Here is a 14,382-nt window from a genome sequence, read left to right on the forward strand (position 1 = left end):
CGATGACGGTCCCCGCGGCCCCCGCCCCCGCCGATATATCCGGTGCGCCGGCCGGCCCCCGCCCCGACCCCGTCCGGACCCTGCTGCGCGACCACCACGCGCTCTGCGCCGACGCCGTGGACCCCCTGGAGATCGCCGCCGGCCTGGAGGCGCACGGCGTCACCGACCGCACGGCCGCCGCCCTGGGCCACCGCGACGTCTTCTCCCTCGCGGAGGAACTGCACGCCCGGGCGGAGCGCACCGGGCAGTCGGCCCTCTCCAGGAGCGCCCGGCCGCCGGCCGCCGGAGAGCCGTGCCCGGCCCGGCCCGGGGGCGGCGGCGTCCCCGGCGCGCTGGTCTGGCTCTGGCTGCTCGGCTACGGACTGGCCGGCGACCTGCTGCCGGCCGCCCTGGCCCACGGCCACCGCCTCCCGGGCCCCCGCGCCCTGGCCGCGGCCGCCGCGCCGACCGCCCTCGCGCTGGCCTGCGCCGTCGCCCCCGCCGCCTGGTGCGCGCACGCCTTCGCCGGGTACGCCCGGCGCAGGCTCGCCGACAGCCGGTCGCTGGCCGAGTTCCACGGCCGCGCCCGGCGCGCGCTGCTGGCCTCCGTCGCCGTCTTCCTCGGCGTCCTGTGCGTCTGCGTCGTCTCCGCCCGCTCGGCCCTGCCCGTCGCCGAGGCCGCCGCGCCGCCGGCCCTCGCCGCCGTGGCCCTGGGAGCCCTGCTCTTCCTGGCCGGGCTCTGCGCCGCGCACGGCCTGACCCGCCCGGCCCTCGCCGCCGGCCTCGCCGCCTGTGCCGCCGAGGCCGCGCCGTTCGCCCTGCTGCTCGCCGCCCGGCTGCCCGGCTGCTCCGCCCTGGACCGGCCCGTCACCTGGCTGACCGGTGCCCACGGCCCGGCCGCGGTCCCCCTCGTGGCGTGCGCCGTGCCGGCGCTCGCCCTCCTCGTCCACGCCGTCACCGTCCTGTCCCGGGCCGCCGTCCACGGCCGGGAGGACGTCCCGAACGCGCCCGCCGTCCACCCGTCAGAGGAGCACGCATCATGACCGTTCACCCCACCGGCACCACCGGGCGAGAGCGAGGACGCGACCGATGAGGGTCCTGTTGCTCGGCGCCAACGGCTACCTCGGCCGCTTCGTGGCCGACCGGCTGCTCGCCGACCCCGCCGTCCAGCTCACCGCCCTGGGCCGCGGCGACGACGCGGACGTCCGCTTCGACCTGGCCACCGGCAGCCCCGGCGCGCTCACCCGGTTCCTGAACGCCGTCCACCCCGGCGTCGTCATCAACTGCGCGGGCGCCACCCGCGGCGGGGCCCGCGACCTCGCCCGGCACAACACCGTCGCCGTGGCCACCGTCTGCGAGTCCCTGCGCCGCAGCGGCTGCGGCGCCCGCCTGGTGCAGCTGGGGTGCTCCTCGGAGTACGGGCCCTCGCAGCCCGGCTCGTCCACCGCCGAGGACGCCGTGCCGCGCCCCGGCGGCCCGTACGGCGTCAGCAAACTCGCCGCCACCGAACTGGTGCTGGGCTCCGGGCTCGACGCCATCGTGCTGCGGGTCTTCTCGCCCGTCGGCCCCGGCACCCCCGCCGGCTCCCCGCTGGGCCGCCTCGCCGAGGCCATGCGGCGCGCCATGCAGAACGGGGACAACGAGCTCAAACTCACCGGCCTCGGCGTGCAGCGCGACTTCGTGGACGTCCGCGACATCGCCCGGGCCGTGCACGCCGCCTCCCTGTCCGCCGCCCAGGGTGCCGTCAACATCGGCACCGGCCGCGCCGTCCGGCTGCGCGAGGCCGCCTCCCTGCTCGCCCGCGTAGCCGGCTTCGGGGGCGCGCTGCACGAGCTGGACGACCCGCACCTGGGCGCCGCCCCCGCCTACCCCTACCCGGACGGCTGCGGCGGCTGGCAGCAGGCCGACGTGCGCACCGCGCGCGACCGGCTCGGCTGGCGGCCCCGGATCGGGCTGGAGGAGTCGCTGGCGGACATCTGGATGGAGGCCGCGTGTCGCATCTGATCTCCTCGGGGAACCGGCGGCCGGTCCCGGCCGGGAAGGCTCCGCTGCGGCTGGGGATCCCCGGCTTCGCCCACCCCCTCGTCGCCCCCGTGGAGTGGGGCCGGCTCTGCCGGGCCGGGCTCCCGCTGGAGTGGGCCGTGCTCGGCGGCGCGTCCGGCGGCCCGGGCAGCCGCCCCGACCCGTACTACGCGGCCGCCGCCGCCCCCTTGCGGAACGTGGGCGTCCGGGTGCTGGGCCATCTCGACGCCGGGTACGGGTCCCGGCCCTTCGGTGAACTCCTCTCGGACGCCCAGCGCTTCCTCAACTGGTACAAGGTCGACGGCTTCGCCCTGGCCCGCTGCCCCGCCGACAGCGGCGCGCTCGCCGACGTCCGCCGGGTGACCGGCGCGCTGCGCACCCTGTGCGAGCGGGCGTACCTCGTCCTGGCGCACGGCAGCCACCCCGTCCCCGGATACGCCGCGCTCGCCGACCAGTTGGTGACCTTCACCGGCCCGTGGAACCGCTACCGCTGGTCCCGCCCGGCCGACTGGACCGCCGACCACGCCCCCGGCCGCTTCTGCCACCTCGTGCACAGCGTCCCCCGCGACCACCTGCGGGAGGCCCTGTGGATCGCCCGCCGGCAGGGCGCGGGCACGGTCTACATGACCGACCGCACCGACCGCGACGGCCTGGACCCCTGGGAGTCCATGCCCGGCTACTGGGACGAGTTCATCTCGAACATCGGACCTGGTGTCTCGGAATGAGCCGGGGCGTGGCAGTGTTACGGAATTGAAGACCGCACCCTTCTTCCGACCTACGGAGACCCCGTGTCGCTGCCACCCCTGGTCGAGCCGGCCGCCGAGCTCACCGTCGACGAGGTTCGCAGGTACTCCCGCCACCTGATCATCCCGGACGTCGGGATGGACGGGCAGAAGCGGCTCAAGAACGCCAAGGTGCTGTGCGTCGGCGCCGGCGGCCTCGGCTCGCCCGCCCTGATGTACCTCGCCGCGGCCGGCGTGGGCACGCTGGGCATCGTGGAGTTCGACGAGGTCGACGAGTCCAACCTCCAGCGGCAGATCATCCACAGCCAGTCGGACATCGGCCGCTCCAAGGCCGAGTCCGCGCGCGATTCCGTGCTCGGCATCAACCCGTACGTGAACGTCGTCCTCCACCAGGAGCGCCTGGAGGCGGAGAACGTCAAGGAGATCTTCTCCCAGTACGACCTGATCGTCGACGGCACCGACAACTTCGCGACCCGTTACCTCGTCAACGACGCGTGCGTGCTCCTCGACAAGCCCTACGTCTGGGGCTCGATCTACCGCTTCGACGGCCAGGCGTCCGTCTTCTGGAGCGAGCACGGCCCCTGCTACCGCTGCCTGTACCCCGAGCCCCCGCCGCCGGGCATGGTCCCGTCCTGCGCCGAGGGCGGCGTCCTGGGCGTGCTGTGCGCCTCGGTCGGATCCATCCAGGTCACGGAGGCGATCAAGCTGCTGGCGGGGGTGGGTGATCCGCTGGTCGGACGGCTGATGATCTACGACGCCCTGGAGATGACGTACCGGCAGGTCAAGGTCCGCAAGGACCCCGACTGCGCGGTCTGCGGCGCGAACCCGTCGGTGACGGAGCTCATCGACTACGAGGCGTTCTGCGGCGTCGTCTCCGACGAGGCGCGGGAGGCGGCCGTCGGCTCGACGATCACTCCCAAGCAGCTCAAGGAGTGGCTGGACGAGGGCGAGAACATCGACGTCATCGACGTCCGCGAGCCGAACGAGTACGAGATCGTCTCCATCCCGGGCGCTCGGCTGATCCCCAAGAACGAGTTCCTGATGGGCAGTGCCCTGCAGGACCTCCCGCAGGACAAGAAGATCGTCCTGCATTGCAAGACGGGGGTTCGTTCCGCGGAGGTGCTGGCCGTGCTGAAGTCGGCGGGCTTCGCGGACGCGGTGCACGTCCAGGGCGGTGTGATCGGCTGGGTGAACCAGGTGGAGCCGCACAAGCCGGTGTATTAGTCCGGGGGGTTGGGCCCCACCCCCGCCCTTTCACCGTTTCCGCAGGGGCTGCGCCCCTTCGGAACCCCGCTGCGCGGGGGCGTTGAGGGCGCGGAGGCGCGCCGGGCCCGCGCGCCGCGCGGGTGGGTGGGCGGGGCTCCGCCCCTGCATCCCGCCGGGGGCTCCGTCCCCTGGACCCCGGTGTGGGGCGGCTTCATCTCCTTGATGACCGTGTGCGCCTGGCTCCGCCCCTTGGACCCCGGTATGGGGCTTGGCCCTTGGCCCCTGGTGTGGGGGCTGCGCCCCCTGGCCCCCTGCCGGGGCTCCGTCCCTGGCCCCCCGAAGCGCCCTCCGGGCGCTGTCCTCAAGCGCCGGACGGGCTGGATTGCGCACCCCAGGCTGAAGATCTGGGCGGGCGCGCCATTCAGCCCTGGCGCGCGATTCAGCCCTGGCGTACCAATCAGCGCGGGTGCACCAATCCAGCCCGTCCGGCGCTTGAGGACGAACGCGGCGCAGCCGCGTTGCGGGGTCCGGGCGGGCCCCGAATCCAGCCTGTCCGGGGGTTGCCCCCTCCGGGGAGTTCGAGGACAAAGCGGCGAAGCCGCTTTGCGGGGGCCGGGGGGCGGAGCCCCGGGGCGGGGTGCAGGGGGCGCAGCCCCCGCTCACCGCGCGGAGCGCGGTGCCGGGCCCCGGGGCCTGCCCCGGAAGGAACGGTGAAAGGGCGGGGTGGGGGACAGGCTACGAGCACGTCGCCCCCCGCGCCGGCACCCTCCCCTCCAGCAAATAGCCGTCCACCAGCGCCTTCATACACGCGTTGCCGCTGTTGTACGCGCCGTGGCCCTCCCCCTTGTACGTCACCTCGACGGCCGCCGGGCCCAGGGCCTCGGCCATGCGCCGCGCCCCCTCGTAAGGCGTCGCCGGATCACCCGTGTTGCCGACGACCAGGATCGGCGCGGAGCCCTTCGCCGAGACCGACGACTCGGGGGTCTTCCACTTGCCCTTGACGGGCCAGTCCGTGCACTGGAGCAGTGCCCAGGCCGCCGACTCGCCGAACACCGGTGAGGCGGAGCGGAATTGGGGCAGCAGGGCCTTCACCTCGGCCGGCGCGTAGCGCTGCTCCGCGTCCGCGCAGCTGATGGCGCGGTTCGCGGCCTGGAGGTTGCTGTAGCGGCCCTCGGGGTCGCGGCCCGCGAGGGAGTCGGAGAGGAGCAGCAGGGTGGTGCCGGTGCCCTTGGCCGTCGCCTCGCGGAGGCCGGCGGTCAGGTACTTCCAGGTGTCCTTGGAGTAGAGCGCGGCGGCGATGCCGTTCACCGCCTGGTCCTGGGAGAGGGGGCGGCCCAGGGCGGTGGGCAGCGGCTTCGAGTCGAGCCGCTTGAGCAGGGCCGTGATCCGGCTCTGCGCGGGGCAGTCGGCGCCGCAGTCCTTCAGGTAGTCGTCGAGGGCGAGCTGGAAGCCCTTGGCCTGGGCCAGGGCGCCCTGCGCCGGATCCTGCCGGGGGTCGACGACGGCGTCGAGGACGGCCCGTCCCACCTTGGCGGGGAACAAGTGGGCGTAGACGGCGCCCAGTTCGGTGCCGTAGGAGATGCCGAAGTAGCGCAGCCGGTCCTCGCCGAGGGCGGCCCGCAGCCGGTCCATGTCGCGGGCGGCGCTGAGGGTGTCGACGTGGGCCAGGACCTGGCCCGCGTTCTTCCCGCAGGCCCGGGCGTAGCGGCGGTCGAGCTCGACGGCCGCCGTGACCTCGGTGTCGTCGTCCGGGGTGGCGTCGACGCGGTCGGCGGCGTCCAGCTCCTTGTCGGTCAGGCAGCGCACGCCGGCGCTCTCGCCGACCCCGCGCGGGTCGAAGCTCACCAGGTCGTAGCGCTTGCGCAGATCGGCGTAGCTCTTGCCGAACGAGGGCAGCGTCGACACGCCGGAGCCGCCCGGGCCGCCGAAGTTGAAGACCAGTGACCCCAGGCGGTGCTTCTCGTCCGTCGCCCGGGCGCGGATCAGTGCGAGGCCGATGGTCTTCCCGTCCGGCCGCGCGTAGTCCAGGGGGACGGGCAGGGATGCGCACTCCCAGTCCTTGCCGGGTGCCTTGCCGCCGCCCTGGGCGACCGTGGGGGCGGCGCACGGCTTCCAGTCGATCCGGGAGCCGGCGCGGCTCCCGGACTTGCCGCTGACGTCGTCGCGCCCGCCGCCCCCGCCGCCCGGGCCGCAGCCTGCGGCGAGGACGAGCGCGAGCGCGGCGCTTGCGAGGGCGAGGGCCCTCGGCCGAGGTGGACTCATGCACCGACTCTACGGCCGGGGTCGGACACCGTGCGTCACGATCCGGCAGGTATCGCCCGCAATGGCCGGTCGGTGGTGCCGGTGACGTACCCCGTGGGGCCCGGGGACCGGGTGCCCGACGACGCCGGGGTCGTCAACGGAGGCCCCGGGGCCGGGGGCGCCGGAGTGTCCTCCGGGCCGACCAGCGGGGCCGACTGGGTCTGCCAGAGCGCGACCAGCGCGGCCACCAGGGCCGTGACGGCCAGGGCGCCGGTGAGCCGGCGCGCGTGGCCGCCCGGCTCCGTCGGCGACGGCTCGTCGGGCATGACACCCCCTCCTTCTCGTCCGCAGGGGCGGGACCGTGTGCGCGGGACCATGTGCGGGCGATCGTAGTGCGGGCCACTGACATTCGAGAGAGCCGAATTCGCCGTACGATGCGATGTGCTGCGGGTGCTATGAGCACACTGTGCCGCGCCCCGGCACAGTACCGTTCAGCAGATAGGCGTCAACCACCTTCTTGACGCAGGGATTTCCGCTGTCGTACGCGCCGTGCCCCTGTCCCCGGTACGTCATCTCGATTCCGACGCCCTCGCCCAGCGCCTGCGCCATCCTGCGCGCTCCCTCGTAAGGGGTGGCGGGATCACCGGTGTTGCCGACGACCAGGACGGGTGCCGCCCCCTTGGCGCCGACGTCCGGCCGCTGCCAGGCGCCCTTGACGGGCCAGCCGGTGCACTGGGTGAGGCTCCACGCCATGAAGTCGCCGAACACCGGGGACGCCTTGCGGAACGCGGGCACCTTTTCCGCGATCTGTTCGGCGGTGTAGCGCTGGGCGAAGTCCGCGCAGCTGATGGCGGTCAGGGACGCCTGGAGCGAGCTGTAACGCCCGTCCTGGCCGCGGCCGTTCATGGCGTCGCCCAGCGCCATGAGGATCTTCCCGTCCCCGTTCTCGGCGTCCTCCAGGCCCTCGGTGAGGTAGTCCCAGAAGTCCTTGGAGTACAGCGACTGGGCGATGCCCGTGGTGGCCAGCGACTGGGTCAGCATCCGGCCCTCGCCGCCGGGGACCGGGTTCTTGCCGAGCCGGTCCAGCAGGGCGACGATCTGCTGTTCGGTCGGGCAGTTGTCGCGCGTCGCGGCGCACGCCGTCAGGTAGTTGCCCAGCGCGAGCTCGAAGCCGCGGGCCTGGCCGAGGGCGCCCTCCTCGGGGTCGGCGGTGGGGTCCACGACCGCGTCGAAGAGGGCCCGGCCCACCCGCCGGGGGAACAAATGGGCGTACACGCCGCCCAGTTCGGTGCCGTAGGAGACGCCGAAGTAGTGGAGCCTGTCGTCGCCGAGCGCCTGCCGCATCAGGTCCATGTCCCGCGCCGCGTCGGCCGTCCCCACGTACGGCAGCACCCTGCCGGAGCGCTTCCCGCAGCCCTGCGCGTACTTCTCCACCCGGCCGATCAGGGCCTTCTGCTCGTCGGTGGTGCGCGGGGTCGCCCCGGCCGCGTAGTAGGAGTCCAGCTCCTTGTCGTCCAGGCAGGTCACCCCGGAGCTGCGGCCCACGCCGCGCGGGTCGAAGCTCACCAGGTCGTAGCGCTTGCGCAGGTCCCGGTAGTCGTCGGCGAAGGCCGGGAGGGTGGCCACGCCGGAGCCGCCCGGGCCGCCGAAGTTGAAGACGAGCGAACCGATGCGGTGCGCCTGGTCGGTGGCCTTCGCCCGGATCATCGCGATGTCGATCGTGCCGCGGTCCGGCTTCGCGTAGTCCAGGGGCGCGCGCAGCGTGGCGCACTCCCACTCGTCGCCGGGGCGCCGGGCCGGGGCGCCCTCCGCGGTGCTGGGCGCCGGGCAGGACGACCAGCGCAGCGAGTCGGCGGCCCCGGCCGAGGGTTTCGGGGAGGCCGGGGCGCCCTGCGCGGCGGTGCCCCCGCCGTCTCCCGTGCAGCCCACGACCGCGAGCAGCCCGGCGGCGAACAGGCACCCCGCCCGTACGGATCTGGACACCGCGGCTCCCGGGGTTCGAAGAGGGGAGGAACGCCCTCATCCTCCGGTCGGGGGAGCGGGGCGCGCGCGCAGTGCGGGGCGTACGGGTGGACGTGGGGCCCGTGGGCCGCCGGGTGCGTCAAACGCCGTCCGGGGGGTACGGGGAGCCGCCGGTGGGGACGAGCGTGACCTCCTTCGGCGGCACGCTCACCCACACCGGGACGCCTTCCGCCAGGCCCAGTCCGGCCACCGCGGCGGGGGTCAGCTCGGCCACGGCCTCCGGGCCGCCGCCGGCCACCCGCACCCGCAGCCGGCCGCCCTGCGCGGTGATCTCGCGGACGGTGCCGGGCCAGGCGTTGTCCGCGTCGCCGTCCGGGCGGGCCGGGTGCAGCGCGACCGCCTCCGGGCCCGCCACGGCCAGCGCGGCCCGCGTCCCCTCCGGCAGCGGCTCCGCGGCGGCCAGCCGCGCGCCGCCGTCGAGCAGCAGGGCGCCCTCCGCGACCGGCGTGCCCGGCCAGGCGTTGCGCCCGAGCATCCGCGCGACCCACGGCGAGCGGGGGCGCCCGGCCAGCTCGGCGGGCGCCGCGTACTGCACGGCCGCGCCGTCCTCGAGCACCAGCACCCGGTCCGCCAGCGAGACCGCCTCCACCGGGTCGTGCGTCACCAGCAGGCAGACGCCCCGGAAGCCGGCGAGCCGGCGGCGCAGGGCCTGCCGCACCGACGCCTTCGCCGACTGGTCGAGCGCGGCCAACGGCTCGTCCAGCAGCAGCAGTTGCGGGCGCGCGGCCAGGGCGCGCGCCAGGGCCACGCGCTGGGCCTGCCCGCCGCTGAGCCCCTCCGGCCGGCGCCGGGCCAGGTGCCCGACCCCCAGCTCGTCCAGGTGCGCCCGGGCCGCGCGCAGCGCCTCGGCCCGGGGGACGCCCTGGGCCCGCAGCCCGTACGCGGCGTTCGCCACCGCCGTCAGATGCGGGAAGAGCGCCCCGTCCTGCGGCACCCAGGCGATCCGCCGCCGGTGCGCGGGGACGTGGGCGATGTCCCCGTCGCCCAGGGCCAGGGGGCGCGCGACGGCCCGCGGGGTGATCCCGAGGAGGGCGCGCAACAGGGTCGTCTTCCCGGCCCCGTTGGGCCCGACGACGGCGACGGTGGTGCCGGCGGGCACGTCGAGGACGAGGTCGACGGCGCCGGTGACGGTGGCGCGGAGGGGGTACCGGTCGCGCGGGTCGGGGTCGGTACCGGGGCGGGCGCGGACGGTGGGAGGCCCGTCCTGCGGGGGGCCGGGCTTCGGTTTCTGCGTTCGCGGGGCTGCGGGGTACGCGGCGTCGACGTCCGGCCGGGTGCCCGTACCGGAGAGTCCGCTCCGCGGGAGGCCGGGCTCCGGGAGCCCTGTTCGCGGGTCCTCGGCGTCGGTGACCGGGCGGTCCGGACTCGCCGGTGCGGTGGACGTACGGCCCGGTGCCGTGTGCGCCCGGGGCAGCGGAACGCCGTTGGACGGTCCGTCGGTGCCCGTGCGCCCGGCGTACGGAAGACCGGGTCCCGGCGCCCGCGCGCCGGTGCCTGCCGGGCCCGGAACCTGGGCGTCCGGCCCGGCGCCCGAGCCCGTCGGCCACGGCGGGACGTCGGCGTCCGGCCGCCGTACCCCGAGGCGCCCGCCCCGCCCCCGGCCACCCCGGCCGGCCGCGTGGCCCCCCGCCCCCAGCCACCGCCCCCGCAGCGCCAGCAGCACCGCCGTCGCGATGACGAGCAGCAGCAGCGACACCGCCGTCGCGCCCTCCGGGTCGTCCTGGAGCAGGAGGTAGACCTGGAGCGGCAGGGTCTGGGTGACGCCGGGGAGGTTGCCGGCGAAGGTGATCGTCGCGCCGAACTCGCCCAGCGCCCGCGCCCAGCACAGCGCCGCCCCGGCGAGCAGGCCCGGGGCGACCATCGGCACGGTGATCGTGCGGAAGACGCGCAGCGGGGACGCGCCCAGCGACATCGCGGTCTCCTCGTAGCGCGGGTGCAGCCCGGCCAGCGCCCCCTCCAGGCTGATCACCAGGAACGGCATCGCCACGAAGGCGGACGCCACGACCGCGCCCGCCGTCGAGAACGGCAGCGTGACGCCCGTCCACTCCTCCAGCGGACCGCCGGCCAGGCCCCGCCGCCCGTATCCCTGGAGCAGCGCCACCCCCGCGACCGTCGGCGGCAGCACCATCGGCAGCATCACCAGACAGCGCACGAACGCCTTGCCGGGGAAGTCGGCCCGGGCCAGCAGCCAGGCCAGCGGCACGCCCAGGACGAGCGAGACGAGCAGGGCCCAGCCGGAGACGGTGAGGGAGAGCATCAGGGCGCCGCCGACCTCGGGGGAGACGATGCGCGAGGGGAGCGTGGACCAGGGGGTGCGCGCCAGCACGCCCGCCAGCGGCAGCAGCAGGAACACCACCGCGAGGACGGCCGGCGCGACCAGCGCCAGCGGCGGCCGGACGCGTCTCACGGCTTCTGGAAGCCGGCCGCGGCGAGCAGCCCGCGCGCCTTGTCGCCGCGCAGCCACTTCACGAACTCGGCCGCCTCCCCGGCGTGCCGGGAGTCCTTGAGCGTGGCGGCGGGGTACGCGGCGACGGCGTTCTGCGCGTCCGGCACGGCGACCGTGCCCACCTTGTCCTTGGCCGCGGCGGCGTCCGTGACGTAGACCAGGCCGGCGTCGGCCTCCCCGAGGGAGACCTTGCTCAGCACGGCCCGTACGTTCGGCTCCTGGGAGACCGGCTTCACCGTGACGTGCTGCCGGTCGAGGACCTGCTTGCCGTAGCGGCCGACGGGCACCTCGGGCGCGGCGAGGACGACCTTCAGGCCGCTCCTCGCGAGGTCGGAGAGGGACGTGAGGTGCTTGGGGTTGCCGGGCGCGGTCGCGATGGTGAGCCGGTTGCGCGCGACGACGACGGGCTCGCCGGTCTCCTGCGCGAGGCCGTCCATCGTCTTCGTGTCGGCCGTCACCAGCGCGTCCGCCGGCACGCCCTGGCGCACCTGCGCGGCCAGTTCCTGCGAACCGGCGAAGGAGAACTTCACGGTCGTACCGGGGTGTTCCTTCTCGTACGCGTCCCCGGCCCGCCGGAAGACGTCGGTGAGGGAGGCGGCGGCCAGCACCGTCAGCGTCGTGCCGCCCTTGCCCTCGTCCGTGGAACCGCCGCCGCAGGCGGTGGCCAGGGGCAGGAGCAGCAGCGCGGCGAGGGCGGCGGAACGGGCGGACGTGCGGCGGCGGCGCATCAGTTCTCCAGGTCGATGTGGACGTTGGTGGCCTTCACGCGGGCCACGGCCTCCCTGCCGACGGCCAGCCCGAGTTCCTCCACGGCCTCCCGCGTCAGCAGCGAGACCAGGCGGTGCGGCCCGGCCTGCACCTCCACCTGGGCGGCGACGTCGCCGAGCTTCACCGCGGTGATGATCCCGGGGAAGGCGTTGCGGGCGCTGGTGCGGGGCTCGTCCCCGTCCTCGGCGGCCTCGGCGGCGAGCGCGACGGAGAAGGCCGCGAGGTCGGTGCCGTCGATCAGCCGCTTGCCGTGCTCGTCCCGCGTGGTGGGGATCCGCCCGGCGTCCGCCCAGCGGCGGACGGTGTCGGGGCTGACGCCGAGGAGCCGGGCCGCCCGGCCGATGGTGTAGGACCGCATGCGCGGCACGTTAGGGGGAGGGGGCTCGCATATGCAAGGTCAGGTGCGCTGCCCGCCTGGTATCCGCCGGGCCCCCGCCGGGTCCAGCCGGAGCATCGCCGCCTCGTCCGGGCCGCCCTCCGGGGCCGAGTACACGACGAGCCGTTGGCCGCCCGTCCGGGCCAGCAGCATGACCTCGTAGGTGAGCGTCATGTCGCCGAGCTTCGGATGCGCGAAGGGCTTGGTCCCGCCGACCCGCTCCTTCACGTCGTACCGATTCCACAGTCGCGCGAACTCCGGTGATTTGAGCACGAGTTCACCGACCAGGGCGGTCAGCCGCGGCGAGTCCGGGTCCAGGCCGCCGACGGCCCGCAGGTGGGCCACCGACTTGGCGACGGTCTCCTCCCAGGGCCGGTAGAGGGTGCGGCCCACGGGGTGCAGGAACAGGTAACGCGTCATATTGCGCTGCTCCGGCGGCCAGTCCCACAGGCCGGGCAGCAGGCGCCGCCCCGCCGGGTTGGCGGCGAGCATGTCGCTGTGCCGGCTGACCACGTAGGCGGGCAGCGGGCGCACCGCCTCCAGGACGCGCAGGACGGACGGGCGCACCGTGTCCCCGTCGGTGCGACTCGGCCCGGGGAGCCGCCCCGAGGCCAGTTCGGCCAGGTCGTGGAGGCGCTCGTGGGCGTCGCCGTGCAGGCGCAGCGCTCGGGCGAGGGAGTCGAGCACGGCCGCCGAGGGGTTCGTCTCGCGGCCGCGTTCGAGGCGGGTGTAGTAGTCCACGCTCACCCCGGCGAGCGCCGCGAGCTCCTCGCGGCGCAGCCCGGGAGTGCGCCGGAGCCCCGCGCCGGCGGGCAGGCCCACCTCCCCGGGGGTGATCAACGCCCGCCGCGCCCGCAGGTATCTGCCCAGCTCGGTGCCGTGTGCCATCCGGACATTGTGTCCCGTGGGGTTCCCGCGTGAGAGGCCGTGCCAGGGCCAGGAACGGCGCACCCGGGAAGCGCGCGCCCTGCCGCCGCTCCGGGGGGCTTGCCCAGACTGAGGGCCGACCGCGCCCCGTTTCCCGCCTCCACGACCGAGAAGGAGTGTCCATGCCGTCGGACGACCCGGACATACCGTCTGTCACCGCCCCGCGCCCGGTACCGGCGGCCGCGCCCCCGGCAGGCCGCCGCGCCGGGTCGCCGCCCCCGCCCCCCTCCGCCGCGCTGATCGTCTCGCTCCTGGGCTTCACCGTCATCACCATCGACGTCACCGCCGTCACCATCGCGCTGCCCACGATCCGTTCGTCCCTCCACGGCGGAATGGCCGGGCTCCAGTGGGTCATTGACGCCTACACGCTGATGTTCGCGGCGCTGATGCTCTCCGCGGGGGCGCTCGCCGACCGTGCGGGCGCCCGGCGCGCCTACACCGTGGGCGTCGCGCTGTTCACCCTCGCTTCCCTCGGCTGCGCCCTCGCGCCGGGCATCGGATGGCTGATCGGGGCGCGCATCGCCCAGGGCGGGGCGGCCGCCGTCGTGATGCCCGCCTCGCTGGCGCTGATCCGGCAGGCGTACGAGGACCCGGCCCGCCGGGCGCGCGCCATCGCGCTGTGGACGGTGGGCGGTTCGGTGTCCCTGGCCGCGGGGCCGGTGCTGGGCGGCCTGCTCGTCGACTCGGTCGGCTGGCGGGCCGTCTTCCTGCTCAACATCCCCGTAGGCGCGGTGGTCCTGGCGCTGCTGACCCGCACCGCGCCGTCCCCGCGCCGGCCCCGGGCGCTCGACCCGGCGGGGCAGCTGACCGCCGTCCTCGCCCTGGCCGGCCTCACCTTCGCGGTCATCGAGGGCGGGCACGCGGGCTGGACCTCGCCGGCGGTGGCCGGGGCGGCGGCCGTCGCGGTCGTCGCCGGACTCGCGTTCGTCGTCACCGAGCGGCGCCACCCCCAACCCATGGTGCCGCTGGGCATGTTCCGGCGGCGTGGCGTCGCCCTGCCCCTGGTGATCGGCTTCGCCGCGAACGCCGGCTTCTACGGCGTGGTGTTCCTGCTGGGCCTCTACTACCAGCAACTGCGAGGCATGTCGGGTACGGCGGCGGGCCTGATGTTCGTCCCCCTGTCCGCAGTGATCACCGGGGCGAACCTCCTCTCGCCGCGCCTGGCCGAGCGGTTGGGCCGCCGCCCGGTGATCCTGGCGGGGCAGGCGGTGCTGTCGCTGGCGATGTTCACGCTGCTGCCGCTGGGGGACGGCACTCCGGTGTGGCAGGTGGTGCTGCTCCTCATCCCCATGGGGGTGGGCGGCGCGCTGATCGTTCCCGCGCTCACCGCGCTGCTGATGGACGCCGTCCCCGCGCACCAGGCCGGTACGGTCTCGGGCCTGTTCAACGCGGTGCGCCAAACGGGCGGGGCGCTGTCCGTGGCGGTGTTCGGCGTGCTGGTGGCGGACGGCGGGGAGGGGTTCTCGCTGCCGGGGTTGCGTACGAGTCTGGTCGCGGCGGGGGTGGCGCTGTGCGTGACGACGGGGCTGACGGTGTGGGTGTTCGCGGGGGAGCGGCGCGGGGTGGGTCGTTAGGGCCCCGGCGGGTCAGGGTCCGCGCCTCCGGCCGGGCCGGGTCGGTGCCCGTTCCGGCGGTCCTGGCCTTCCGGCCTC

At 75.4% G+C, this 14,382-nt stretch carries 12 protein-coding genes; 5 read left to right on the plus strand and 7 right to left on the minus strand.

All coding sequences use genetic code 11. The features are described 5' to 3' along the window. The first annotated feature begins 2 nt into the window (after positions 1-2). The 4 genes from I5Q34_RS15680 to moeZ all read left to right on the plus strand — a co-directional run bounded on the left by I5Q34_RS15680 (position 3) and on the right by moeZ (position 3,968). Complete coding sequence (locus I5Q34_RS15680) at positions 3-1,022, plus strand: hypothetical protein (protein ID WP_199892789.1); 1,020 nt, start codon at positions 3-5, stop codon at positions 1,020-1,022. 46 nt (positions 1,023-1,068) lie between these two features. Continuing rightward, entirely contained in the window at positions 1,069-1,983 is a 915-nt protein-coding gene (locus tag I5Q34_RS15685; protein WP_199892790.1) for an NAD(P)-dependent oxidoreductase, read from the plus strand. Further along, positions 1,971-2,726 (plus strand): spherulation-specific family 4 protein, encoded by a 756-nt coding sequence (locus tag I5Q34_RS15690; protein WP_199892791.1) that lies wholly within the window; start codon positions 1,971-1,973, stop codon positions 2,724-2,726. The genes I5Q34_RS15685 and I5Q34_RS15690 overlap by 13 nt, the downstream gene beginning before the upstream one ends. A gap of 63 nt (positions 2,727-2,789) precedes the next feature. Next, a complete protein-coding gene (gene moeZ, locus I5Q34_RS15695; RefSeq protein WP_199892792.1) occupies positions 2,790-3,968 on the plus strand; it encodes an adenylyltransferase/sulfurtransferase MoeZ in 1,179 nt (392 codons plus the stop codon). 717 nt (positions 3,969-4,685) lie between these two features. On the opposite strand, the gene I5Q34_RS15700 is transcribed toward moeZ, so the two are convergent. From I5Q34_RS15700 to I5Q34_RS15730, 7 genes are all read right to left on the minus strand, one after another. Then, positions 4,686-6,212, minus strand: coding sequence for an alpha/beta hydrolase (locus I5Q34_RS15700; protein ID WP_199892793.1), 1,527 nt, complete (start codon positions 6,210-6,212; stop codon positions 4,686-4,688). Between the two features lie 35 nt (positions 6,213-6,247). Beyond that, a complete protein-coding gene (locus tag I5Q34_RS15705; RefSeq protein WP_199892794.1) occupies positions 6,248-6,517 on the minus strand; it encodes a hypothetical protein in 270 nt (89 codons plus the stop codon). A 127-nt stretch (positions 6,518-6,644) separates the two neighbouring features. Further along, positions 6,645-8,174: an alpha/beta hydrolase gene (locus tag I5Q34_RS15710; RefSeq protein ID WP_199892795.1), complete on the minus strand. Its 1,530-nt coding sequence runs from the start codon at positions 8,172-8,174 to the stop codon at positions 6,645-6,647. Positions 8,175-8,292: 118 nt separating this feature from the next. Beyond that, entirely contained in the window at positions 8,293-10,620 is a 2,328-nt protein-coding gene (locus I5Q34_RS15715) for an ABC transporter permease (RefSeq protein ID WP_199892796.1), read from the minus strand. Further along, the gene (gene modA / locus I5Q34_RS15720; RefSeq protein WP_199892797.1) at positions 10,617-11,387 is read right to left on the minus strand and encodes a molybdate ABC transporter substrate-binding protein; all 771 of its coding nucleotides are present in this window, start codon (positions 11,385-11,387) and stop codon (positions 10,617-10,619) included. Before modA ends, I5Q34_RS15715 begins: the two co-directional genes overlap by 4 nt. Next, on the minus strand, positions 11,387-11,785 hold the full coding sequence (locus tag I5Q34_RS15725; RefSeq protein WP_199892798.1) for a molybdopterin-binding protein: 399 nt from the start codon (positions 11,783-11,785) through the stop codon (positions 11,387-11,389). The genes modA and I5Q34_RS15725 overlap by 1 nt, the downstream gene beginning before the upstream one ends. Before the next feature lie 39 nt (positions 11,786-11,824). Beyond that, positions 11,825-12,691, minus strand: a complete 867-nt coding sequence (locus I5Q34_RS15730; protein ID WP_199892799.1) for a helix-turn-helix domain-containing protein — start codon at positions 12,689-12,691, stop codon at positions 11,825-11,827. A 161-nt stretch (positions 12,692-12,852) separates the two neighbouring features. Here I5Q34_RS15730 and I5Q34_RS15735 point away from each other — a divergent pair, with 161 nt between their 5' ends. Beyond that, complete coding sequence (locus tag I5Q34_RS15735) at positions 12,853-14,304, plus strand: MFS transporter (RefSeq protein WP_199892800.1); 1,452 nt, start codon at positions 12,853-12,855, stop codon at positions 14,302-14,304. Positions 14,305-14,382: the final 78 nt, after the last annotated feature.

This window comes from Streptomyces sp. AV19 (assembly GCF_015999245.1).
Taxonomy (GTDB): domain Bacteria; phylum Actinomycetota; class Actinomycetes; order Streptomycetales; family Streptomycetaceae; genus Streptomyces.